22 protein-coding genes and 2 rRNA genes are annotated in these 22,584 nt (G+C 40.4%); 8 read left to right on the forward strand and 16 right to left on the reverse strand.

Annotated features, from left to right (window positions below):
- Together AOG27_RS00005 and rrf are read left to right on the forward strand one after the other, a co-directional pair.
- Positions 1–149, forward strand: a 23S ribosomal RNA gene (locus AOG27_RS00005); the annotation flags it as partial.
- Between the two features lie 124 nt (positions 150–273).
- Positions 274–388: ribosomal RNA gene (gene rrf / locus AOG27_RS00010) — 5S ribosomal RNA — on the forward strand.
- Between the two features lie 675 nt (positions 389–1,063).
- Here rrf and AOG27_RS00015 read toward each other — a convergent pair.
- The 4 genes from AOG27_RS00015 to gpmM are packed head-to-tail and all read right to left on the reverse strand — an operon-like array spanning position 1,064 to position 5,849.
- Positions 1,064–1,822: a divergent polysaccharide deacetylase family protein gene (locus tag AOG27_RS00015; RefSeq protein ID WP_054550969.1), complete on the reverse strand. Its 759-nt coding sequence runs from the start codon at positions 1,820–1,822 to the stop codon at positions 1,064–1,066.
- Between the two features lie 35 nt (positions 1,823–1,857).
- A complete protein-coding gene (locus tag AOG27_RS00020) occupies positions 1,858–3,126 on the reverse strand; it encodes a S41 family peptidase (protein ID WP_054550970.1) in 1,269 nt (422 codons plus the stop codon).
- A gap of 35 nt (positions 3,127–3,161) precedes the next feature.
- Positions 3,162–4,301 carry a murein hydrolase activator EnvC family protein gene (locus AOG27_RS00025; protein ID WP_054550971.1) on the reverse strand — a complete coding sequence of 380 codons (1,140 nt, stop codon included), beginning with the start codon at positions 4,299–4,301 and terminating at the stop codon, positions 3,162–3,164.
- A 3-nt stretch (positions 4,302–4,304) separates the two neighbouring features.
- Positions 4,305–5,849: a 2,3-bisphosphoglycerate-independent phosphoglycerate mutase gene (gene gpmM, locus AOG27_RS00030; RefSeq protein WP_054550972.1), complete on the reverse strand. Its 1,545-nt coding sequence runs from the start codon at positions 5,847–5,849 to the stop codon at positions 4,305–4,307.
- 192 nt (positions 5,850–6,041) lie between these two features.
- Here gpmM and AOG27_RS00035 point away from each other — a divergent pair, with 192 nt between their 5' ends.
- Genes AOG27_RS00035 through gpsA form a run of 4 tightly spaced genes read left to right on the forward strand, consistent with a single transcriptional unit; the run spans position 6,042 to position 8,299 of the window.
- Positions 6,042–6,473 (forward strand): rhodanese-like domain-containing protein, encoded by a 432-nt coding sequence (locus AOG27_RS00035; protein ID WP_054551326.1) that lies wholly within the window; start codon positions 6,042–6,044, stop codon positions 6,471–6,473.
- A gap of 30 nt (positions 6,474–6,503) precedes the next feature.
- The gene (grxC, locus tag AOG27_RS00040; RefSeq protein WP_054550973.1) at positions 6,504–6,761 is read left to right on the forward strand and encodes a glutaredoxin 3; all 258 of its coding nucleotides are present in this window, start codon (positions 6,504–6,506) and stop codon (positions 6,759–6,761) included.
- Positions 6,762–6,802: 41 nt separating this feature from the next.
- Positions 6,803–7,288 carry a protein-export chaperone SecB gene (secB, locus tag AOG27_RS00045; RefSeq protein ID WP_054550974.1) on the forward strand — a complete coding sequence of 162 codons (486 nt, stop codon included), beginning with the start codon at positions 6,803–6,805 and terminating at the stop codon, positions 7,286–7,288.
- A 3-nt stretch (positions 7,289–7,291) separates the two neighbouring features.
- On the forward strand, positions 7,292–8,299 hold the full coding sequence (gpsA, locus tag AOG27_RS00050) for an NAD(P)H-dependent glycerol-3-phosphate dehydrogenase (RefSeq protein ID WP_054550975.1): 1,008 nt from the start codon (positions 7,292–7,294) through the stop codon (positions 8,297–8,299).
- 74 nt (positions 8,300–8,373) lie between these two features.
- Here gpsA and AOG27_RS00055 read toward each other — a convergent pair whose 3' ends face one another.
- Positions 8,374–10,260, reverse strand: coding sequence for a putative bifunctional diguanylate cyclase/phosphodiesterase (locus AOG27_RS00055; RefSeq protein ID WP_054550976.1), 1,887 nt, complete (start codon positions 10,258–10,260; stop codon positions 8,374–8,376).
- Between the two features lie 102 nt (positions 10,261–10,362).
- A complete protein-coding gene (gene trmL, locus AOG27_RS00060; RefSeq protein ID WP_054550977.1) occupies positions 10,363–10,827 on the reverse strand; it encodes a tRNA (uridine(34)/cytosine(34)/5-carboxymethylaminomethyluridine(34)-2'-O)-methyltransferase TrmL in 465 nt (154 codons plus the stop codon).
- A gap of 101 nt (positions 10,828–10,928) precedes the next feature.
- On the opposite strand from trmL, the gene AOG27_RS00065 reads away from it, so the two are divergent.
- Positions 10,929–11,837 carry a cation diffusion facilitator family transporter gene (locus AOG27_RS00065; protein ID WP_082389152.1) on the forward strand — a complete coding sequence of 303 codons (909 nt, stop codon included), beginning with the start codon at positions 10,929–10,931 and terminating at the stop codon, positions 11,835–11,837.
- Here AOG27_RS00065 and AOG27_RS00070 read toward each other — a convergent pair.
- The 3 genes from AOG27_RS00070 to AOG27_RS00080 are packed head-to-tail and all read right to left on the reverse strand — an operon-like array spanning position 11,816 to position 14,834.
- Positions 11,816–12,757, reverse strand: coding sequence for an alpha/beta fold hydrolase (locus AOG27_RS00070; RefSeq protein WP_054550978.1), 942 nt, complete (start codon positions 12,755–12,757; stop codon positions 11,816–11,818). The two genes, AOG27_RS00065 and AOG27_RS00070, sit on opposite strands and share 22 nt — an antisense overlap.
- The gene (locus tag AOG27_RS00075; protein WP_082389153.1) at positions 12,758–14,143 is read right to left on the reverse strand and encodes an ATP-binding protein; all 1,386 of its coding nucleotides are present in this window, start codon (positions 14,141–14,143) and stop codon (positions 12,758–12,760) included. It lies immediately after the preceding gene.
- A 1-nt stretch (position 14,144) separates the two neighbouring features.
- Positions 14,145–14,834: a response regulator gene (locus AOG27_RS00080; protein WP_054550979.1), complete on the reverse strand. Its 690-nt coding sequence runs from the start codon at positions 14,832–14,834 to the stop codon at positions 14,145–14,147.
- 171 nt (positions 14,835–15,005) lie between these two features.
- Between AOG27_RS00080 and AOG27_RS00085 the strand changes: the two genes are divergently transcribed.
- On the forward strand, positions 15,006–15,533 hold the full coding sequence (locus AOG27_RS00085; protein WP_054550980.1) for a Spy/CpxP family protein refolding chaperone: 528 nt from the start codon (positions 15,006–15,008) through the stop codon (positions 15,531–15,533).
- 60 nt (positions 15,534–15,593) lie between these two features.
- Here the strand turns inward: AOG27_RS00085 and yacG are convergent, their stop codons facing one another.
- From yacG to AOG27_RS00120, 7 genes are all read right to left on the reverse strand, one after another.
- Complete coding sequence (gene yacG / locus AOG27_RS00090) at positions 15,594–15,827, reverse strand: DNA gyrase inhibitor YacG (RefSeq protein WP_054550981.1); 234 nt, start codon at positions 15,825–15,827, stop codon at positions 15,594–15,596.
- A 73-nt stretch (positions 15,828–15,900) separates the two neighbouring features.
- Positions 15,901–17,577: a type IV-A pilus assembly ATPase PilB gene (gene pilB / locus AOG27_RS00095; RefSeq protein ID WP_054550982.1), complete on the reverse strand. Its 1,677-nt coding sequence runs from the start codon at positions 17,575–17,577 to the stop codon at positions 15,901–15,903.
- A gap of 198 nt (positions 17,578–17,775) precedes the next feature.
- Positions 17,776–18,372, reverse strand: a complete 597-nt coding sequence (gene coaE / locus AOG27_RS00100; RefSeq protein ID WP_054550983.1) for a dephospho-CoA kinase — start codon at positions 18,370–18,372, stop codon at positions 17,776–17,778.
- 2 nt (positions 18,373–18,374) lie between these two features.
- Complete coding sequence (locus AOG27_RS00105; RefSeq protein ID WP_054550984.1) at positions 18,375–19,271, reverse strand: prepilin peptidase; 897 nt, start codon at positions 19,269–19,271, stop codon at positions 18,375–18,377.
- A 123-nt stretch (positions 19,272–19,394) separates the two neighbouring features.
- Positions 19,395–20,624 (reverse strand): type II secretion system F family protein, encoded by a 1,230-nt coding sequence (locus AOG27_RS00110; RefSeq protein ID WP_054550985.1) that lies wholly within the window; start codon positions 20,622–20,624, stop codon positions 19,395–19,397.
- Positions 20,625–20,687: 63 nt separating this feature from the next.
- Positions 20,688–21,488 (reverse strand): O-antigen ligase family protein, encoded by an 801-nt coding sequence (locus tag AOG27_RS21445; RefSeq protein ID WP_152967101.1) that lies wholly within the window; start codon positions 21,486–21,488, stop codon positions 20,688–20,690.
- A gap of 576 nt (positions 21,489–22,064) precedes the next feature.
- Positions 22,065–22,478: a pilin gene (locus tag AOG27_RS00120; RefSeq protein WP_054550987.1), complete on the reverse strand. Its 414-nt coding sequence runs from the start codon at positions 22,476–22,478 to the stop codon at positions 22,065–22,067.
- Positions 22,479–22,584 lie beyond the last annotated feature (106 nt).

Genomic DNA, 22,584 nt, shown 5'->3' on the forward strand with positions numbered 1-22,584 from the left:
TAAGCGCGAAGCAGGCCTCGAGATGAGTTCTCACTAGACTTTTAAAGTCTCTGAAGGGCCGTTGAAGACTACAACGTTGATAGGCAGGATGTGGAAGTGGTGTGAGCCATTAAGCTAACCTGTACTAATTACCCGTGAGGCTTAACCATACAACGCCAAACGCGTTTTATGACAGCGTAACAGACAGAAGTTAAGTTACTAAAGTAGACAATTACTTGATATCAGAATTCCAGATTTTAGTTAATTGCMAMRGCGATTAACRAACCAAATTTGCTTGGTGACAATAGCGTTTTGGACCCACCTGACCCCATGCCGAACTCAGTAGTGAAACGAAACAGCGCCGATGATAGTGTAGCAGCTGCTATGTGAAAGTAGGTCATCGCCAGGCTCCAAATAAGAGAAAGCCCGATTCAAAAGAGTCGGGCTTTTTTGCGTTTTAGCTTTCAGCCAGGTAGGTTGGGTAGAGCGGAGCGAAACCCAACACAATCCATGTGACCCTCTTCATAACCCATGGTTAAAAATTCTTAAAATCTCTACTGGTCTAACTGGTTGGCGATCTCTAAAATGGCTTATACCAATCCGCAATAATACTTAATCATTTTGAGGGATTAAACCTGTCGCTATCTGCGTTAAAAATTTCTGATTTAGAACAACTAAATAACGAAATTTTTGCCTTGCTATCAACGAGGTTTTCTTGCCTCAAAATAGATCACTTAATTAAGCGAATTGGTATTACTTCACCTTGCGCTAATTCGTCTGTTATTAATGAGCTTTACCTCTTCATTGTGCATGACGAATTACCACGCTGTTGGGTTTCGCTTCGCTCTACCCAACCTACGCCAGACCTTCAAGCTTTACCTTGCTAATAGAAAACTCTGAAGTGCCTCTGGCAGGGCTTTATTGTTTAAGGAGGCTCTGACCTAAACACCCACACCGCGGCTGATAGCTGACGGCTGAAAGCTGATAGCTCTGTGTTTGGTTTCGCTTCGCTCTACCCAACCTACGCCAGACCTTCAAGCTTTACTTTTTCAACTTTCCCCTCGCTAACTCTCGTTTATAACACTCATTCCCCTTGTTTTTGCTCAGCTTTGGCTAGTTGAATGTACTTTGTTTCGACTAGTTGTGAGAGGGGAACAAGTTCGAAGCCTTGCTGTTGTAGTTCTGGGAGGGCTTGTTGTAGAAAAGCAACGGTCTCTGGGTAGGGGTGGGCAATGGCGATTGCGTAGTTGAAGTGTTGAGCTTTGGTTTTTAGCTCTTCTAGTTGGTGTTGTAGCTGACTTTGGGTGACATTGTTATCAAGAAATACATGGCGAGATACATTTGCGACACCATACAGGTTAGCAACATTTTGTGCTTCACTTTGACTCGTTGTACGGCTGTCTAAGAAATACAAACCACGTTTCTTTAATACTTCCATCGTCCATTTCATTGGCTCGGTAAGCTGTGTTAGCTCAGATCCCATGTGGTTATTGACCCCTTTTACTTGTGGTAAAGAGGCTAATGCATGGCCAAGGGTTGTTTGTAACTCTGACTTACTCATAGTATCGGTGAGCGCACCAGGACCAAGTGCTTTAGTTTTATCAAGCGCTTGCATTGGTACATGTAAAAGTAACTCTTTGTGGGTTTTACTGGCGCGCTCTGCAAATATTTGTGAATAGGGGGTATGGGGCAAGATCGAGAAGGTCACTTGCCCTGGTAAGTTTAATATTTCAAGATCGCGCTGATGGTTGCCTATATCATCAATTACTATGGCTATTTGCTTTGCTTGGCAGAATAGCGGTAGGCAACATACGGCGAGTAATAAGCCTTTTTTTAAGTTCACTTTTTGTAATTATTATATCCGTTGTGAGCATTTACTTACTGCATAATAACGAGCTGCTTTGCTGTAAGTTGCTTTTTGTCTTGTCTATCTAGAAGTGAGCTAAAAAGCGCCAATTCTTGGATATTTTTTATTATAACGCCTTGGTCAATTTCTGAAAGCATTGTTTGATTAATACTCACATCTGGAGTGATCCCCTTCCCATCGATAGATTGACCCAAAGGTGTGTAATAACGTGCTGTAGTCAGTTTTAATGCGGTATTACCGTTACCTAGAGGTATCAATGATTGCACTGAGCCTTTACCAAATGAAGTTTCGCCAATTAGCACCGCTCGTTGATTGTCTCTCAGTGCTGCTGCGAGTATTTCAGCTGCAGAGGCTGAGTTTTCGTTAATTAGCACGGCAATAGGAGCGCCACTGAGTATGTCGCCTTTATGGGCTTTAAACTTCTGATTAGCTTCATTAAAGCGACCTTTGGTGGATACGATGGTGCCGTTATCTAAAAACAGATCTGCAACTTCAATCGCCCCTTGTAATGTACCGCCAGGGTTATCGCGTAAATCAATAATTAAACCTGAAAGAGGGAAGCTATTGGTGACCTGCATTTTTGCAAGTTCTCGAGCAACATCGTGCAATGTGTGATTGTTAAATGCGTTGATACTGATAAGCGCAACGCCTGTATCTGCTAAATGGCCATGAACGCTTTGTAAGTTGATTTGTTGGCGCTTTATCGAGAAATTTAGCTCAGTATCTTTCTCTCTTTTTACAGCGACATCGACAGCGCTTTGACCGCTTTGGCGAATTAATTTAGCCACTTCTTCGATACTTTTGTCTAAAATAGATTGTTGATTAATCGCAATAACTTCATCATTTACCTGAAGACCCGCAAGCGCTGCCGGTGAGTTATTAATAGTGTTAACAATATACACTCGACCCTCTTCAATTTTTACTTCTATACCGAGTCCTGTGTATCTACCATTAGTGCTACTGAAGATAGCATCGAGCTCAGTTTCGTCGAGATATTTTGAATATGGATCAAGGCGCTCGAATAACGCTTCGACTTGTAAGTTATCAGGTTGAGTTACAAATGCGTTTTGTAGCTTCAGATCATCAACATAATACGTATGAATATTAAATAGGATTTCGTTTAGTTGCTGATGCTGTAGTGATTGTAACGAGGGTTTTGCAACAGCCTGAAACGATTGCAATATCAGGCATAGCAAGCTGACAAGTAATAGAAAAGACAGCTGAGTAAAAAACTTAGCTGGGGAAAAATGAGCATTGTAAGAGTAAGTTGTGTTTAGCATCAGCTGCTCCTCATAGAGTGCAGCTATTTAATCAATTAAATGCGTCTGCACCATTTTACAGGATTTACTGCGCGTCCTTTGTGGCGTATTTCAAAGTATAGACCAGGATCTGGTTGTCCGCCGCTTTGACCGACTAAAGCAATCGTTTCGCCTTCTCTAACAAGGTCGCCAACATCGCGAAGAAGGGTTTGAGCGTGACCATATAAGCTCATAAAGCCATCGCCATGATCAATAGCGATAACCCAGCCAAAGCCATTTAGCCAGTCAGCGTAAACCACTTGGCCGTTCTGTACGCTTTTAACATTACTGCCTTCTTTGGCGCTGATTAGTACGCCTTTCCAATCTATGTTGCCGTGCTTGCGTTGTCCAAAGCGGTGGCGTAATGCTCCTTTGGTTGGCCAGTCGAGTTTGCCCTTACTACTTTGTAAGCCTAGTAATTCAACTTTTTCGTTTCGCTCTTGTTCAAGCTCTTCAATGGCGGTGATCAGGGTTTGCTCATTTTCTTTTAAGTAATCAATTGAGCTCTTCGTTTCTTTTAACGCTGACTGGAGTTTATTGAGGTTAGTTTTACGCTCTTGCTGTGCATTGACTAGAGCTTGCTGGCGTCTTTTTTGCTCATCATATAAGGCAACTAGACGTTGTTTGGTTTTTTCAAGCTCAGCTTGGTTGTCTGCAATTTCTTGCTGCAGTGCTTTGAGTTCTTCAATTTGCTCAATACGTGCTTTATTTAAGTAATTATAATAACTTAGTGTACGCTCAATTTTGGCTGTGTCTTGTTGGTTAAGCAACATCTTTGAGTAGTCATGACTACCCGCCATATAGGCGCTTTTTAGTTGTGCAGCTAATAAGGTTTGGCGTTGTGCTTGCTGGGCTTTAAGTTGCTCAGCTTTAGCTTGTTGTTCGCGTTGTTGTTGCTCATTTTCTTTAACAGATTGGGCGGCAAGGTTTAATGCTTTGGCATTTTTGGCGATGTCGAGCTCATGGGCGCGCAGATCTTTACGCATTTGGGCAATGGACTTGCGTTGACCTTTAAGCTCAGCCTCTGTTTTTTGTAAAGCTGATTGAATGTCTGATAAGTCTTTTTTGGTTTGATCTTCATTAGCAACAACCGTAGTTGCTACTAATGAAGTCAGTATTAAACCAGTTTTAAGGAAGTGGTTAATACATTTACTCATAGCTTACTTCAGTGTCATGATTGGTTTACCAGTCATTTCACTTGGCTGCTCTAAGCCGAGTAGGTGAAGCATAGTTGGAGCCACGTCACTCAATGTTTTACCATCATGTGGTGTTGCATCACGGCCAACATAGATAAATGGCACTGGCTCACTGGTGTGTGCGGTATGTGCTTGGCCCGTTGCTGGGTTAGCCATTTGTTCAGCATTACCATGATCGGCAGTAATAAGCGCTTCACCACCATGTTCTTCAAGTGCTGCAACTACACGACCAATACAATGATCAACTGCTTCACATGCTTTCACAGCAGCCTCAAATACACCTGAGTGGCCTACCATGTCTCCGTTAGGGTAGTTACAGATGATGGCATCGTATTTGCCGCTAGCGATTGCTTCAACAAGTTTATCGGTCAGCATTTCAGAGTTCATTTCTGGTTGCAGATCGTAGGTTGCCACTTGTGGTGATGGAATTAGTTCGCGAGTCTCACCAACAAATTCATCTTCACGACCACCACTAAAGAAAAAAGTCACGTGTGCGTATTTTTCTGTTTCAGAAATACGTAGTTGAGTTTTACCTTGTTTCTCTAACCATTCGCCTAATACATTTGTTAAAGGCTCTGGAGCAAACGCAATCGGCGCTTTAATGTCTGCTGCGTACTCTGTCATCATTACAAATGCACTTAACTTAGGTGATTTTTTCTTATCAAAACCACTGAAGTCAGCATCAACAAAGGCACGAGTCATTTCACGTGCTCGGTCTGCTCTGAAGTTAGCAAAGATAACAGTGTCGCCGTCATTGATCTCTGCAGCTGCTTGGCCTTCAGGTACAACCGTTGTTGCAGCCACGAACTCGTCGTTCTCGTCACGTGCATAAGCGGCTTCTAGTGCGGTTACACCGTCAGTGTAGCTGTATTCAGCAATGCCACTCACCATAACATCATAAGCAAGCTCGACACGATTCCAACGGTTATCACGGTCCATTGCATAATAACGACCAACAAGCGTGGCTAAACGGCCACAGCCAAGTTCAGCAAATACAGCTTCGATACGCTCAATTGAGGCTTTTGCACTGCGTGGTGGCGTGTCTCGACCGTCTAAGAAACCATGGAAGTAAACTTCTTTTGCCCCGCGCTTAGCAGCTAGTTCGATTGTTGCCACAATGTGGTCTTCGTGACTATGAACGCCACCTGGGCTTAAAAGGCCCATGATATGCACGGCTTTGCCTGCATTTACAGCTTTATCGATATTATCAACAAGTGCAGGGTTACTATCGAACTCACCATCTTCAATGGCTTTAGTGATACGCGTGAAATCTTGGTAAACGATTCGGCCAGCACCTAAATTTACGTGACCTACTTCAGAGTTACCCATTTGTCCTGCAGGTAAACCAACATCAAGTCCCGAACCTGAAATTAATGTATGTGGGCGGGTTGCCCAAAGGTTGTCGAGTACTGGGGTATTAGCAGCAAGTATGGCGTTACTTTCTGTGTCTTCACGGTATCCCCAACCGTCTAAGATCATTAATACCAATGGTTTTTTATGCTCTGTCATTATAGCTCCTGATGATTGGCACTTATATATCACTAGCATACCGTGTTTTATGGTTTTGATCAGCTATCAATATGTCATATTAAAATATTTCACGCCCTAGCATTTTCAATTCAAGCACGTATACTTGCGTGGCAAATTTTAATTAACCCATGGCTATGCGCTGTGGTACCTAAATTTCTTAGTGGAAAACGCATGGATCAATATATTGAATTTATCTCGAATCATCCGGTTTTGAGCATTATCTGGTTGGCATTAGTTGCAATGCTGATCAGCAGTTGGTTTAAAAGTAAATTTTCGGCTATCCGTCAAATCAACCCACAGCAACTTACCTTGCTAATTAACCGTGATGATGGCCAAGTGATTGATATACGTTCACAAAAAGAGTTTAACTCTGGCCGTATTGCAGGCGCAACTCACTTAAATCCGGAAAAAGCAAAGCAATCTGATTTTTCAAGCCTTGAAAAGTTTAAGACGAAACCCATTATACTAGTATGTACCACGGGCATGACAGCCTCAGGTATCGCAACTGCAATGCATAAAGCAGGTTTTGAGCGTGTTTATGTATTAGCGGGCGGTATGGGTGCTTGGCAATCAGCTAGCTTACCAACAACGACCGGTCGTTAATAAGGCTCACTGCCCGATAGAGGAATTATTATGAGTAATGTTGTTCTTTACACAAAAGCATACTGCCCATTCTGCCAACGTGCTTTGGCGTTATTAGACAGTAAAGGTGTAGACTACACGAATATCGATATTGGTGTTCACCCTGAGCGTCGTGATGAAATGATCGACAAAGCAAATGGTGGTTACACAGTTCCGCAAATTTTCATTAATGATGAACATATCGGCGGTTGTGACGACATGATGGCAATTGAAGCGCAAGGCCTTTTAGACGCAAAGCTTAACGCTTAATAAATTTTAAATATAAAAACGAATACAAGTTAGGAATTACAATGAACGAAGAAAATCAAAACGCAGCAGCAGAACAAGCCGGCGCTCAATTCTCAATCCAACGCATCTACACAAAAGATGTTTCATTTGAGACGCCTAACTCACCTGCTATTTTCCAAAAAGAGTGGACTCCTGAAGTTAAGCTTGACTTAGATACTCGTTCTAACAAATTAGAAGAAGGTGTGTTTGAAGTTGTTCTTGCTTTAACAGTAACGGCTTCAATCGGTGAAGAAACTGCATTCCTATGTGAAATCCAACAAGCGGGTATTTTCACAATTGGTGAAGTTGAAGAAGTTCAACTTGCACACATGTTAGGTGCTTTCTGCCCGAACGTACTTTTCCCTTACGCACGTGAAGCAGTATCAAACCTAGTTAACCGTGGTACTTTCCCACAATTAAACTTAGCGCCAGTTAACTTCGATGCACTATTTGCTCAATACATGCAACAACGTGCAGCTCAAGATCAACAGGCAACTGCAGACGCATAAGCTATGAGTACAGCACAATCAGCTGTTACAGTATTAGGGGCGGGGTCTTATGGCACCGCCCTTGCTATTTGCTTTGCCAGAAATGGCCACCCAGTTACTTTGTGGGGCCGCAATAGCGATGACGTTGCTACGCTTGCAGCTGAGCGAAAGAATCAACGTTATGTTCCAGATGTTAGCTTTCCTGACACCCTCCAACTAGAAGCTGATTTAGAAACGGCAGTTAAAGCAAGCAAGATCATTTTGGTTGTTGTGCCGAGTCATGCTTTTGCTGGCACGCTGCAAAAAATCAAACCTTGGTTGTTAGAAGGTGCTGAGGTTGCATGGGCTACCAAAGGTTTAGAGCCAAATACAGGGCGTTTATTGCAAGAAGTAGCGGTACAAGAGCTAGGAGATGATGTTCCTCTGGCTGTGCTTTCAGGACCTACGTTTGCCAAAGAAATGGCAATGGGTTTACCAACCGCTATTTCGGTATCGTCTACCTCTAAAGACTTTGCTAAGCAATTAGCTGACCTTTTACATTGTGGCCGCTCATTTAGGGTGTATAACAATGATGACTTTATTGGAATACAGCTTGGTGGTGCAGTTAAAAATGTCATTGCGATTGGCGCAGGTATGTCTGACGGTTTTGGCTTCGGTGCCAACGCACGTACTGCTTTAATCACTCGCGGTTTAGCTGAGCTATGCCGTTTAGGTTGTGCATTAGGTGCCCGTTCAGATACCTTTATGGGTATGGCCGGCCTTGGTGACTTGATCTTAACCTGTACAGATAACCAATCTCGTAACCGTCGCTTTGGCCTTGCTCTTGGCAAGGGTGAAGGCGTAGAAGCTGCGATTGAATCTATTGGTCAGGTTGTTGAAGGCTATAGAAATACCAAAGAAGTGTATTTACTTGCTGAGCGCACTGGTATCGAAATGCCAATAACGGAGCAAATTTACCAAGTGCTTTATGAAAATAAAGATGTAAAAGAAGCTGCGATGGCACTACTTGGTCGTGAGCAAAAATCTGAATAATTTAGATTGTGCACTTTTAAATAAAAAACGCGATTTATTAATCGCGTTTTTTATTTAAAGTATATTTCTAATCATTAGCTTGATTGTTGCTTTTTTAATTTTTCGTTAATAAATTCGATAACTTGCTCAGCTTTTAATGGCTTACAGTAATAATAACCTTGTTGAAAATGACAGCCCATAATATGTAGCATGTAGGCTTGCTCTTCTGTTTCTACTCCTTCGGCGACCACATTAATATCTAAATATTTAGCTAGTCGCACTATGGTGGCGGTGATATTACGATCTTGGTCGTTTTTATCGATGTCTTTTACGAATGACTTGTCAACTTTTAGCGTATCAATAGGAAAGCGTTTTAAGTAACTGAGTGATGAATGACCGGTTCCAAAATCATCTAGTGCAATATGTACACCTAGTGATTTTATACGTTTCATTTGCTGCTCTGCAAACTCAGGGTTATCCATCATGGCGCTTTCTGTGATCTCGAGTTCTAAGCAATGTGCTGGGACGTCAAATTTAGCCAAATTATCAACGAGTGTTTCTATAAGACTACTTTGTTGAAAGTGTAGGGCTGAAATATTAATAGCTACATTACCAAACGAAATGTTTTGTTTTCGCCACTGTGCCAGTTGATTAAGTAGTTGTTCCATTAGTAATTGGGTAAGCGGAATAATGGCACCATTTTGTTCAGCCAGCGGAATGAACTCATCGGGGTTAATCACACTGCCATCTTCTTGTGGCCAGCGAACTAATGCTTCAAAGCCGTATAACTGATTATGCTGGGCATCAAACTTAGGCTGAAAATAAAGCTCAAACTCATTGTTGTTGATAGCTCTAAATAAAGCGCTTTCTTTGGTTAACTCGGTTGGGTCGAGTGTGTGGCGGTCTTTGTCAAAAAATTGATATGTATTATGGCCCATTTTCTTAGCATGATTCAAAGCACTGGTTGCGCTGCGCATTAAGTATTCACAGTTGTAGGCGTTGTCTGGATAGATAGCAAGGCCGCAACAGGCAGATAGCGAAGTCTCAAAACCATCCAACATAAAAGGGGTTTTGAATTGCTGCAGCACGATGTCTGCGGTCTTTTTGGCGAAGAATACCGTTTTACCTGAATAGAGATAGGGCGGCACAAGAATCGCGAATTCATCTGCGCCGAGTCTTGCAATGGTAAAAGCTGAGTTGAGTGCGCCAGTAAGACGGCAAGCAACTTCTTTTAATAAAACATCTCCAACAGTATGGCCCAAAGAGTCGTTTATTTTTTTGAAGTTATCTAGGTCGATAAATATGATTAGCAAGCTTGGGTATGTGTCGTTACAGGCTTTAATCGCTTTTTCGAGCGACTCTATAAAAATGGCGCGGTTTGATAAACCAGTGACAGTATCTTTGGTTGTAAGCTTGAGCATCGTGCGCTCGTTATTCTTACGGGCTGTTATATCTGAAAATACTCCGACATAGCGAACAGATTTTTTGAAAAAGCGTGAAGTCGTAATTTTAGTAATGGATAAATCAAGGGCGTAGGGTTTGCCATTTTTACGGACATTCCAAATTTCACCAGACCAATAGCCATCATCTATAAGCTCTTGCTTTATAATTGCTTCTAATTGTTGGTCACGGCCATTAGATGTATGTGCTTTAAATCGTTTACCGATGACATCATCCTCGCTAAAACCTGAGATTTCGCTAAATGTTCTATTAACCTCAATGATATTGAACTCATCATCAGTAACCCAGACAGCGTCTTTCGATTTTGAAAGTAACGCATCAACAAAAACCAATCTCTGTTTTTTACGCCGTAGAGCAATACTAATAATTATCACTACTGCAATGAGTAATAACAAGGTAAGTGCTGCGGTGATAACATAACTTGTTAAAGCAATCGGTGGGTTGGAAGTGAAAACTGTTGCAGCACTGGCAAAGTGCTGTAACAGTAAAATGATACAGCACACTAGGGTGAAAATACGCATTACTTTCCATCTAAAGTATTAAATCAGCCCTTTTAGATTAGTATATTAAAAAAGGTCGTGCTAAATAATTAGTGGATAATTTTAAATCACATTTTCAGTGCATTATTGACCGTTCACAAACCCTAATTGACGCCAAGATTCATAAACAAATACAGCCACTGAGTTAGATAAGTTCATGCTACGGCTGTCTTTTTGCATTGGAATGCGTACACGTTGCTCTTTCGGTAATGATTGAATGAGTTCATCAGGTAAGCCACGCGTTTCTGGCCCAAACACTAAACAATCGCCGGGTTGGTATTGCGCTTGATGATGAAATTGGCTGCCCTTTGTTGTGCAAGCATAGACTTTTTTTGGTTGGCACTTTTCAAGGTATGCTTCAAACGAGGCATGGCGCTGTACATGGCTAAACTCATGATAATCAAGGCCAGCTCGCTTTACACGTTTATCATCCCACTCAAAACCAAGTGGTTCAATTAGGTGTAACGCATAACCTGTGTTTGCGCATAAGCGAATGATATTACCCGTGTTTGGTGGAATTTCTGGTTGGTACAACACAATATCAAGCATGTGAATCTCATTTTAAAGGATTTGATCTGCTGCTGAGTATACACGAACTAGAAAGAAAAGATGATATACTCAATACAGTTACTCACTTAAGGTAAGTTGTTGTGCAGCATCGTAGTTACGAGTTTTGGGTTAAAACAGCGAGTCTAGTCACCATTGTTATGGTGAGTTTAATGATTGCTGCAAAAAGCTGGGCATGGCTTGCATCTGGCTCGGCATCAATGCTGGGTTCTTTAACTGATTCGTTAATGGATATCACCGCATCACTGATGAGTTTTTTAGTGCTTGGTTATGCACTGCGTCCTGCTGATGACGATCATCGCTTTGGTCACGGTAAAGCCGAAGCATTAGCAGGGCTTGCACAAGCCGCTTTTATAGCAGGTTCTGGTTGCTTCTTGGCGTTTCATGGTATTGAGCGCTTATTTAATCCGGTAACTTTAAAGCATTCTGACCTTGGTATTTGGGTCAGTATTTTCGCTATTGTTTGTACGCTCGTGGTGGTGTTTGTGCAAACTAAGGTGATCAACCACACCGAATCCATTGCCATTAAAGCAGACTCGATTCATTATAAAGGCGATTTAATCTTAAATTTGGCTGTACTACTGGCAATTGTGTTAGCTAAGTACGGTGTTGCTTATGCCGATCCATTATTTGCTATAGGTGTGGCTGTTTACTTACTATATAACAGTTGGGACATTGCTCGTGACAGTGCTGATCATTTAATGGATAAAGAACTGCCAGATGAAGAAAAAGCAGAGATACTCGCCATTGTGAATAGTCATCAAGACGTATTTGGCGCCCATGATATTCGCACCCGCCAAGGTGGTAAAATTAAGTTTATTCAGATGCATTTAGAGCTGGAAGACTCTTTATCATTATTAAGAGCACATCAAGTTGCTGATGAAGTAGAAGCGTTAATTCAAACGCATTTTGATTGCGAAATGGATATTTTAATGCACTTAGACCCACTTTCAGTAGTTAAGAAAACACGTCAAAGTTCTGCACAAAATTGATAAAAATCACAGAGTACTGCTTGTCTGATCTCGTCGCGTTCACACAATAACTCGTGGCGAGCACCTGCGTAGCTTTTTATTTGTGCTTGCTTTTGTCTATGAGTAAGTGCAAATTGCGCAGCGTTATCGACTACGGTGTCTTGCTCTGCGCTGGCGATAAACAAAGGAATATCGACTTTTTTATCCACTAAAGAGGCAATAAAATCAAACGACGCATTAAGCCAACCATAGGTGACGCCACCTAGTTGTAAATCACCTTCTGCTGCATACAGCTCTCTGAACAGCTTATATCGAATTTCACTACTGGTTAGTTCATTAGCTGCAAAGTCGACGGGTAAATAATCGCTTTGGCCAAATGCGTAACTGCGGCCAAGACCAAGTAAGGATGCAATTTTAGCAGCCAGTTTTGCTACAGGTTTTGGCGTGCCTTTGGTATAGATATCAAACATCGGCGCTGATAAAAAAGCCCCTGCAAATTGATGCTGATAGCGTGATAGGTAATCATAGGCAATGGCACTGCCCATAGAGTGGCCAAGCAAAACCTGCTTACCTTGCCAGTGTTGCTGCACCACTTTTTCTATAAATACAGCAAAGTCATTTGCGTAATCAGTAAAACGGTTTACATAGCCTTTATGAGTATTTTTTAGATGACGATAAGAGCGACCTTGCCCCTGGTGATCAACACTAAAAACCGCAAAACCATTTTGATATAGCTCCCAAAGCAACTCTTTGTACTTAACTAGAGATTCTATACGGCCAGTACTGATAACGATGGCCGTTTTTGCTTGCTGAGGAATAGCATAGCCGTAATAAAGCTTGCCATGAGCGGTGCTCAGAAAGTCTTGCTTTAATTGCTCAGAAAAAAACTGGTTAATATTAGGTAGGTTACTAACAAGACTTGCTTCGCTACTGTAAAACATTTACTCACTCTTAAATGGGAGACGGATGTTTACGCATAGTCCGCCATGTTCTTGGTTTTCAAGTGTTAGTGTACCATCATGTGCTGAGATAGCATTCTTTGCAATTGCAAGACCTAAGCCTGTGCCCCCAGTGTTTCTATCGCGAGCATGCTCCTGACGGAAGAAAGGTTCACATAGCCTTGCTAGGTTTGCTTCATCAACCCCTTTACCGTCATCACAAACAGTGATGTAGATAGCATCTGATTCAACTAAGCCTATTGAGATTGAATGTTCTGCGTATTTAATGGCATTACGTAGTACATTTTCAAGTGCGCTGGCTATTAAGGTTTCATCGCATTTTAAATCGGCAGTTAGTGTACCATTGACAATAAGCTCTTTATTGTTTTGCTTAGCTTCAAATTGAGCATCGTTAAGTACATGATCCACAATCACTTGTAAAGACTGCGTACTCAACGCTAGAGTTTGGCTTTTGGCCTCTAAGCGAGAAACTTGAAGGACATCGGCAATCATTTTATCAAGCTGATTAGCTTCTTTTTCAATACGCTCTAAATAAGCGTGTTGAGCATCATCGGCTTGCATTTGTGCAAGGCCTGTGGCCATTTTTAAGCGCGTTAATGGTGATCGTAGTTCATGGGAAATATCTGCTAGTAATCTTTTTTGCGCGCTAATAAGCTGCTCAAGTTGAACTGCCATGGTATTAAAGTCACGACCAAGTACACCTAACTCATCTTGACGAGTAGGAGATACATCGGCACGAGCTGTTAAATCGCCATGAGCTAGTTTTTTTGCGGTTTCTTTTAAACTATTAATGGGTGCAATTAAGTTGCGGCTAAAGAAGAAACTCAGCATCAAGGATGCAACTAACGCTATCAGTAGTTTAAGCCAAACTGGCATTAGCCATAGGCTGACAAAAAACGGTTTCTTGCGTTTTTCATCGATTTCATAAAGATAAAATTTACCTTCGGGTACATTTAAAGCTACCGGTCCATAAGCTTGGTATTCATCGGTAAAAATAATTTGCGGGCGCATATATTTGGTAAAGTTCAGCAAGCTTAAATCAATGTCTTTTGATACAGGCTCGCTAAGCATTTCAACACCATGCACCTCACCATTTAAGTACAATAACTTATGCTTAGATAAGCGCGGATGAGATAAAACCTCTTGAGTTGGTTTGCCGTGCTTAGCAACAATACGTTCAATACTTTTAGCAGTGTACTCTAGGTTCTTAAGCATGGGTCCACGCAGCTCATCGTTGCCGACATTGCTCGTTAATTGGCTTAAAAAAACCAATATTGTGATAGTCGCTATGACGGTAACCCAAAACCAGGCAAATATTTTTAAAAACAAATAATGGCGAGGATGCTTTAGCCAGCTTGGAGTTTGCATATTATTCGCCTTGTATTAATACATAACCACTGCCACGCATGGTTTTGATTCGTTCATTACTAACGTGTTCTGCAATCTTTTTACGGATGTTGCTGACATGCATATCGATTGAACGGTCAAAAGGGGCAAGGCGTCTACCAAGGACTTGCTCACTTATTTGTTCTTTGCTGATCACCTCACCTGCATGTTGTACTAGCATGGCAAGGATCTCATACTCAGTGCCGGTGAGGCTTAGTACATTGTCTTTAACAGAAGCCTCACGAGTTGCGAAATTAACATTGATGCTGTTAACACTCAATGAGCTGGCCTGTTGGCTCGATAAGCTGTTGATATGCTCGATGCGACGGGTAATTGCTTTAACGCGGGCTAGCAGTTCTCTGTGGTTAAATGGTTTAGGAATATAATCATCTGCGCCTAGCTCTAAACCAAAGATACGATCAAAGTCTTCACCTTTAGCGGTTAGCATGATCACTGGAGTAAGCTTATGTTGTCTTAACTGCTTTAACACTTCAAAGCCATCCATAGATGGCAGCATCACATCAAGCAATATTAGCTCATAGTTATGCTTTATAGCTTGTTTTAGGCCTTCAGCGCCATCATGAACACACTCTACTGTAAAACCTTGTGCTGATAAGTACTCGCTGAGTAATTCGCACAATCCTGTATCGTCGTCGATCATTAATAGTTTCATTCTGACACCTAGCTATTTATTTCTTTAAGGTTATTTTACTCAGTAAATTGTGTAAAAGTGAATCTTTACACAACCTTTACACTGGTTTGCGTTCCTTTGCATTGAATTAGTTATAGTTAACCCATCAGTCGGAAACGACAACAGAGCACAACCCAACAAAAGGTAATGATTATGACTATTTCAAATAAGCTTTCTAAATTCGTACTTGTTTGTGGTTTAGCAGCAGCGAGTGTCGGTGCTACTTCAGCAATGGCGAAAGGTGACTTTAACCGTGGGATGAATCCACAAGCACGTTTTTTACTTTCTGAGCGTGGTATTGATAAATTACAACTTACAGAAGATCAGCAAACGCAACTTAAAGCGATTTTTGCCGAGCAGAAAACACAATTTGCAGCACTGCGTGGTGATAAAGATGCAATGAAAGCCGCTCGTACTGCACACAAAGAGAAAATGGATGCATTATTAGCAGCTAAAACATTTGATGAAAATGCCGCATTAGAACTAATTAATGCGCGTCAAGAAAAAGGCCAGCAGTTTGCAATGCTAAAAATGAAATCTGATCATTCCATTTGGCAGGTTTTAAATGCAGAGCAGCGCGAAAGCTATCAAGAGATTAAAAAGCACCTGCGTAAAAAAGGTCACAAAAAGGGTCACCATGGTCCACGCGGAGAGCGCAAAGGTGAGCGTTCTGAAGGTTAATACCAAATTACTATTAATATAAAAAATGCGGCAAATGCCGCATTTTTTATATTTGACGCTTTATTCTTTAAAGAATGAATCATCGTTTTTAGCTAGCATCGCTTCGATATCTTCAATCATATCTTGGCTCAAATCATTAGCATTGCTAATTGGGCTAGAAATTTTATTGTTCTCAAACGACCACTCACCTAAATCTATTAGCTGGCAGCGTTTTGAACAAAATGGACGATGTGGGCTTTGTTCTGACCATTCTACTTTGGCTTTGCATGTTGGGCAGTCTACAACTGTTGGCATGATATCACTCTTAATTAAGCACTTTCGTCAGATCTTACTGAACAGTTAGTTGAGAATCCAGTAACGAATTCGTTTAGAAACTCGTTACTCGGTTTATTTCAGCCAGAGAGGTAACACCATCGGCGGCTTTTTTTAGGCCTGATAAACGTAGATCATTAAAGCCTGAGCGAAGAGATACTTCAGCGATTTCGAGTGAGTTACCACCACGCATAATAATTTGCGCTATTTCAGGGGTAATTTGCATTACCTCGTAAATACCAACTCGACCTTTATAGCCTTCAGTACAGCTGTCACAGCCTTTTGGTGCGAATAGCTGAACTTCATTGAGTTTGTCATTATCAAAACCTTGGCGAATCAATTCTTCATCAGGCAGTGTTTCTGGTGTTTTACACTTAGGACAAAGTCGTCTTGCTAGACGCTGCGCAATAATAAGACTGATTGAACTTGCGACGTTATAAGCAGGAACACCCATATTTAAAAGACGAGTAAGGGTTTCTGGTGCTGAGTTGGTATGCAGAGTCGATAATACTAAGTGACCTGTTTGCGCCGCTTTTATTGCAATTTCAGCGGTTTCAAGGTCACGGATCTCACCAACCATGACGACATCGGGATCTTGTCGTAAGAAAGCCTTTAATGCATTGGCAAAGGTCATGTCTGCCTTTGGATTAATTTGTACTTGGTTAATCCCTTCAAGGTTGATCTCTACTGGATCCTCGGCAGTACTGATATTACGCTCTGGCTGGTTAAGAATATTCAAACCAGTATAAAGTGATACGGTTTTACCAGAACCTGTTGGACCGGTTACTAAGATCATGCCCTGGGGCTGTTCAAGTGCATCCATGTAGAGTTTTTTCTGCTCTGGTTCATAACCAAGTACATCGATACCTAGCATAGCGCTTGATGAGTCGAGAATACGCATTACGATTTTCTCGCCCCAAAGAGTTGGTAATGTACTTACACGGAAGTCGATACTTTTACGCTCAGTGATTTTAAGCTTAATACGACCATCTTGAGGTTTACGCTTTTCTGCAATATCAAGTCGAGACATAACCTTAATACGCGCCGACAAACGGCTCGCTAAGCTATTGGGTGGACTTGCCATTTCATGCAAAATACCATCGATACGAAAACGTACACGGTAACGGTGTTCATAAGGTTCAAAGTGTAGATCCGATGCACCTTTTTTTATCGCATCCATCAAAATTTTATTGATGTAGACAATAATAGGCGCATCGTCTTTGTCTTCATCTTTGCTGGTTAAGTCTTTAGGAGCTTCGGTTTCAAGATCGCCAAGTTCTTTAAACTCATCTTCACTTAAGTGTAAACCGCCTGCAGCATCAAGTAATTGTTCTATTTTATTTTCGAGCTGAACGTAATCAACAACGACTACTTCGCATGAAAGGCCAGTACTAAATTCAAAGTTTTCAAAGGCACCGTAGTCGGTTGGATCTGAGGCTGCAATATAGAGCTTACGGCCCTTTTTAACTAGAGGTAAAATGTGGTGCTCACGAATTAGTTTATCTTTAACAAGTTCTTCAGAAATGTGTGATACATCAAAATCTTTGATGTCAAAATAAGGGACTCTGAAAAGATCTGTGCATTGCTCTGCTAGCTCATGGCCAGCCATACCACATGTTTTAGAAATTAGCTCCGCAGTCGAGCTGTATTCGCGCTGCTTTGATTTTACGGTCTCTGCATCAATGCGACCTAGAGTGATAAATTTTCGAAGTAGCGGTGAGTTAATATTCATTGCGCACCTAGTTTGATCCTTTATTTGCCACAATCTAACAGAAAAAGTAAAACGGTTACATCAGTCTTGTCTGATTTTGGAAAAATTGCAAAATAAATTAACCATAAACTCAAATGTTTAGCTAGTTAATTGGTACTTTGGTATTGTTTTTCTGTGGCTGCTTTTTTACAAAAATAAGTATTTAAATCAATAATATCGTTAAATTAAAGTCAGGTATTTCTCATGCAACTTTTGTACATCAATTTTTACCTCAGAAAGAAGGCGGTTATTATCTAATGTATCTGTCGCTTTTTGTTGCTTATCTGCTCTGGGCATTTGTGAAGCGATGATTTGCTTAGCTAATTCAACAGAGATATTGTCTCGAGCTGTGGTTCTCGTTATTTGCACTTCAACAGGAACATCTATCAATAGAGTATGATCACAGAATTGATCTAGGCCATTTTCAAAAAGTAGAGGCGCAACTAATATTACATATTGGCTGGTGGCTTGCTGTAATTGAGCGAGCATTGATTCTCGAATAAGTGGGTGCAATAAGTTATTTAGCCATTGCTTTTGTGATTCATCAGCAAAGATAATTGCTCTTAGTTTTGCACGATCAAGGCTGCCGTTACTCGTGAGTATTTCATCGCCAAAATGTTCAGTAATTTTTTTAAGGCCAAGTGAGCCAGGCTCGACGGCTTCTCTGGCGACAATATCGGCATCAACCACCTGAATGCCAAACTCTTCAAACATGGCGCTTACCGCACTTTTACCTGAACCAATACCGCCAGTTAGCCCTAAAACCCAGTTTGCCATAATTAGTAACCTAAATAGTTAAAGTAATAGCTTTGAATTTGCTCACCCCAAAGCAAGGTTAGCCAACCGGCAATGGCAAGGTAGGGCCCAAATGGAATTGGCGTGGTTTTATCTTTACCTTGAATAATGATTTGCGCAATACCGATGATGGCACCAACGACACTTGATAACAGCACTATGGTTAAAATATCTTGCCAACCTAATAGCGCACCAAACACAGCTAATAGTTTAAAGTCGCCATATCCCATACCCTCTTTACCTGTGGCTAACTTGAATAGCCAGTAGACACTCCACAAGCTTAAGTAGCCAATTGCTGCGCCAATAATAGCGTCGCTTGGAGCAATGGTAATATCCATAGTGGCTGCAATCAGTGCCAACCATACTAAAGGAAGGGTTAGTTGGTCGGGTAGTAGCATGTGATCTATATCGATAAAGGTTAAAGCGACTAAAACCCAGGTAATAAATATATAAAGCAGAGCAATCTTAGTTGGGCCAAAAATTACAGCGACAATTATGCTTAAAACTGCTGTGAGCATTTCCACAATAGGGTAGCGTACAGATATTGGTGATTGACAATTTGCGCAGCGACCTTTTAATAATAGCCAACTTAGCACAGGGATATTTTGCCAAGCTTTAATCGGAGCCTTGCATTTTGGGCAGGTTGAATTAGGTTTTACTAAATTAAAGGGGGCTTGTTCTGATTGCTGTTTTGAATTTAGCTCATCGGCCAATACAATACGGCATTCAGTTTGCCATTCTCTTTTCATCATCAGTGGCAAACGATAAATCACCACATTTAAAAAGCTACCAATACACAGGCTTACTAAGCCCACAGTTAAAAAATAAAACCACTGCTGACTTTGCATCGCAGTGGTTATATCAAGAAAAAAGTTTTCCATTAAAATACCTAACATCTGACCATTTAGAGGCCGAATTTATTTCGCTGTGTTGAACTGTTTTTATTATTTATTTTATGTAGCAAGTTATCAACTAGCGTTTTGAGCTTTGCTTACAGCCATGTGTTAAATCACCGACCCTAACTGGAATATAGGCAAGTACATAGCAACAATTAAACCACCAACCAGCACACCTAATACAGCCATAATGAGTGGCTCAAGTAAGCTTGATAAACCGTCAACGGCATCATCAACCTCTTGCTCATAAATAGTTGCGACTTTAGCAAGCATGCCATCAAGTGAGCCAGACTCTTCACCAATGGCTACCATTTGGATCACCATATCGGGGAATATTTTAGAGTTACGCATTGCCCAGTTCATTAAGTTACCCGAACTTACCTCGGCTTTAATCTCTAAAATAGCATACCGGTATACTGCATTACCTGAAGCGCCTGCGGCGGAATCAAGTGCATCGACTAATGGAACACCGGCAGCAAAGGTGGTTGATAAAGTACGAGCATAACGCGCAACAGCTGCTTTATTTAAAATCATACCAATGACAGGCAGTTTTAATATGGCTCTATCGTTAGCATCTCTGAGTTTTTTGCTTTTTAATAGAGCTTCTTTATAAGCAAAACCTGCGGCGATAATTACAATTAGAATTATCCACCAATATTCCTGCATGAACTCAGAAATACCAATCACCATTAAAGTAAAGCCCGGTAACTCAGCACCAAAACCGTTAAAGATATCTTGGAATTGTGGCACTACAAATATAAGTAGGATAGAAGTTACAATGACTGCGACCACCAAAACCGCAATAGGATAAAACATGGCCTTTTTAATTTTCGATTTTAATGCTTCGGCCTTTTCTTTATAAAGCGCAACACGGTCAAAAATTTTATCAAGGGCACCCGACTGCTCACCTGAGGCCACTAAGTCGCAATATAAATCATCAAAATAGCGCGGATGTTTACGGAGCGCTTGAGAAAGTGGCACACCGGCTTTGACTTCATCGCCAACTCCTTCCATCAACTTGGCCACACCTTTGTGCTTTGCTCCTGATGATATGAGCTCAATCGCTTGTATTAAAGGCACACCAGCTAAAAGCATAGTAGCGATTTGCCTTGTAATTAAAGCAATATCCTTAGGAGTAACTTTTTGTACGCTTTTTATACCAAATAAAGGTTTTGGTTTTCGTTTAACTTTAGATGGTGTGATGCCTTGTTTGCGTAACTGAGCTTTGATAAGGGCTATACTACTGCCAGTTAGTTCTCCTTCCAGCTTCTTGCCTCTAGCATTAACACCTACCCATTGGAAGGTATCTAGGTCTTTATCTTCCTGTTTCTTAGCCATGGATAAAACCCGTTATGTTGTAATGTATTAAAATATTATTTTGAAAATCGAAAATTATATAATTCATAATCTATGAGCTATTGACCAAAACCTTGGTCCAAAAATATAACCAGTATCAGGATTCATTTTTTGATAGGTTTCTAATGCTACCCAGCCATAAAAATACCACACTGCAGCAAATATGATAGCAAAAATAATTAATTTACACTTTTTAAACGTCAGTAACACCTTAACTTTACGCGAAGTTCTAGCTATTAATAGACCCCAAATAATATATAGTAATGTCTGTGAAACAGGCATCACATGTACACCTGATAATAATGAATATAAAAGGCCAGAAAAGAAAGAATAAAGAAGAGCTTTTGATATGGCATCTTCCTTATTTACCGTAAGATAAAAGACTGCATTTTTAATTGTTATATAAATAGCTGACGATAAAAATATAAAAGCTAAAAAGCCCCATTCATTAATTATTTCTATTACAGAGGAATGAGGGTGACTCATTGGCGGTTTGCCTGGTAATGAAGCTTGAAATACGCCAGGACCATTACCTATAAAAAGTTGTTGCCAAGTAAATTCAGAAATAACTTTTTGCCATATAAATAATCTACCTGAAGAGCTTGTATTTACAGGTATCTCACCAGAACTAAAAAGTATAGTGAGAAAGTAATGGAGCAGTAAACCAACAAATAGACAACCTAATGTAATTTGGTAGTTTTTTCTTTGATGCTTATCAAAAAGTTGTGTTAGCAAGAAAATGAAAGTAAAGGTTAATAATGCACCTCTAGCATGACCTATAAAAATCAAAAGAAAGTTTAAAGTAAGAAAAAAATATACTACACGCCTGATGTCTCTATATTTCAAAAAGTATATAAGTAACGGTATTATTAAAATCTGAATTTGATTAAAAAATCGAATGTTAATAAAGTTTTGATATATAACGAATGGGCTCGGTTTTACTTGGTCAACGATAGAGAAGATCACATTTAAGAAGCAAACTAATACAAGGATACTATGTATTGTTATTAAAGAAGCTATAAAGTAAAGGCTTCTTTTTTCGCTTTCTTCATTGAATACTATGAATAAGAGAAAAAATAGTAGCACAAAGTGAAGCACATAAAAAAAACTAAAAGTAGCTTCGTTAGAAAAAGCAGATGAAATAAGCCCCATTACAATAAATAAATATACTAACTTGTTTATTGGGGGAGGGAATAATAGCTGTTTATTTTTAATAATCTTTATTAAAAAAAGTATAGACGTTAAAAAAAGTAAAATTATCTGTAGTGATCTTTGATGATTATGATAATCAAAAGAGAGTACCGGAACAAATGGAAGAAGCGTTAATGAGAAATATAATGTACTAAAAATTAATGTAAAAGGAAGCTTTATCATTTGTTAAAATAAAAGCGCCTTTTAAAGGCGCTTTAGTAGATTCATATACTATGAATGAGGGCAGCTCTTAGGAGCTAAATCTTGTGCATCACCAGTTAAATTCGTAGTAGCGCAAGACCAATCACCATCATCGCTTCTTGTCCAAGTTAAAACTGCACCAGAAATTTGTGTTGGAGCGTTTTGGATAGTGCAAGCAATTGATGTTGCATCAACTGCGATATTACAATTAGTTGTTGTGGCGCTTAGTCCTGCATCTGCCAGAGTTGGTGTCGCTGTTCCGCTATTTTTAGCGATCTCAAAACCCGTTTTACCAGCGGAAATCTCAGCTAAACCTGCGGTCAATTTTGATGTGGCTTGATAATTTGAGTATGCAGGAAGTGCTACTGCAGCCAAAATACCGATGATTGCAACTACAATCATTAATTCAATTAGGGTGAAACCCTGTTGGTTTTGTTTTGTCATTTGTTCCTCTCCTAAAGGATATGATGATTTTGTAAGTTTAGCTGTAACTTCAGCGTTGTAAACCAAGGCTCAATTTACAGGATAAATCTTACAGTTTTAATTAAAA

It is taken from the genome of Pseudoalteromonas lipolytica (assembly GCF_001306915.1).
GTDB lineage: Bacteria > Pseudomonadota > Gammaproteobacteria > Enterobacterales > Alteromonadaceae > Pseudoalteromonas > Pseudoalteromonas simplex.

What these genes read in the sequence shown, in the direction of transcription:
- AOG27_RS00020 (WP_054550970.1), bottom strand. Translation starts at nt 3,126, where the DNA reads ATGCTAAACACAACTTACTCTTACAATGCTCATTTTTCCCCAGCTAAG.
- AOG27_RS00025 (WP_054550971.1), bottom strand. Translation starts at nt 4,301, where the DNA reads ATGAGTAAATGTATTAACCACTTCCTTAAAACTGGTTTAATACTGACT.
- gpmM (WP_054550972.1), bottom strand. Translation starts at nt 5,849, where the DNA reads ATGACAGAGCATAAAAAACCATTGGTATTAATGATCTTAGACGGTTGG.
- AOG27_RS00035 (WP_054551326.1), top strand. Translation starts at nt 6,042, where the DNA reads ATGGATCAATATATTGAATTTATCTCGAATCATCCGGTTTTGAGCATT.
- grxC (WP_054550973.1), top strand. Translation starts at nt 6,504, where the DNA reads ATGAGTAATGTTGTTCTTTACACAAAAGCATACTGCCCATTCTGCCAA.
- secB (WP_054550974.1), top strand. Translation starts at nt 6,803, where the DNA reads ATGAACGAAGAAAATCAAAACGCAGCAGCAGAACAAGCCGGCGCTCAA.
- gpsA (WP_054550975.1), top strand. Translation starts at nt 7,292, where the DNA reads ATGAGTACAGCACAATCAGCTGTTACAGTATTAGGGGCGGGGTCTTAT.
- AOG27_RS00055 (WP_054550976.1), bottom strand. Translation starts at nt 10,260, where the DNA reads ATGCGTATTTTCACCCTAGTGTGCTGTATCATTTTACTGTTACAGCAC.
- trmL (WP_054550977.1), bottom strand. Translation starts at nt 10,827, where the DNA reads ATGCTTGATATTGTGTTGTACCAACCAGAAATTCCACCAAACACGGGT.
- AOG27_RS00070 (WP_054550978.1), bottom strand. Translation starts at nt 12,757, where the DNA reads ATGTTTTACAGTAGCGAAGCAAGTCTTGTTAGTAACCTACCTAATATT.
- AOG27_RS00075 (WP_082389153.1), bottom strand. Translation starts at nt 14,143, where the DNA reads ATGCAAACTCCAAGCTGGCTAAAGCATCCTCGCCATTATTTGTTTTTA.
- AOG27_RS00080 (WP_054550979.1), bottom strand. Translation starts at nt 14,834, where the DNA reads ATGAAACTATTAATGATCGACGACGATACAGGATTGTGCGAATTACTC.
- AOG27_RS00085 (WP_054550980.1), top strand. Translation starts at nt 15,006, where the DNA reads ATGACTATTTCAAATAAGCTTTCTAAATTCGTACTTGTTTGTGGTTTA.
- yacG (WP_054550981.1), bottom strand. Translation starts at nt 15,827, where the DNA reads ATGCCAACAGTTGTAGACTGCCCAACATGCAAAGCCAAAGTAGAATGG.
- pilB (WP_054550982.1), bottom strand. Translation starts at nt 17,577, where the DNA reads ATGAATATTAACTCACCGCTACTTCGAAAATTTATCACTCTAGGTCGC.
- coaE (WP_054550983.1), bottom strand. Translation starts at nt 18,372, where the DNA reads ATGGCAAACTGGGTTTTAGGGCTAACTGGCGGTATTGGTTCAGGTAAA.
- AOG27_RS00105 (WP_054550984.1), bottom strand. Translation starts at nt 19,271, where the DNA reads ATGGAAAACTTTTTTCTTGATATAACCACTGCGATGCAAAGTCAGCAG.
- AOG27_RS00110 (WP_054550985.1), bottom strand. Translation starts at nt 20,624, where the DNA reads ATGGCTAAGAAACAGGAAGATAAAGACCTAGATACCTTCCAATGGGTA.
- AOG27_RS00120 (WP_054550987.1), bottom strand. Translation starts at nt 22,478, where the DNA reads ATGACAAAACAAAACCAACAGGGTTTCACCCTAATTGAATTAATGATT.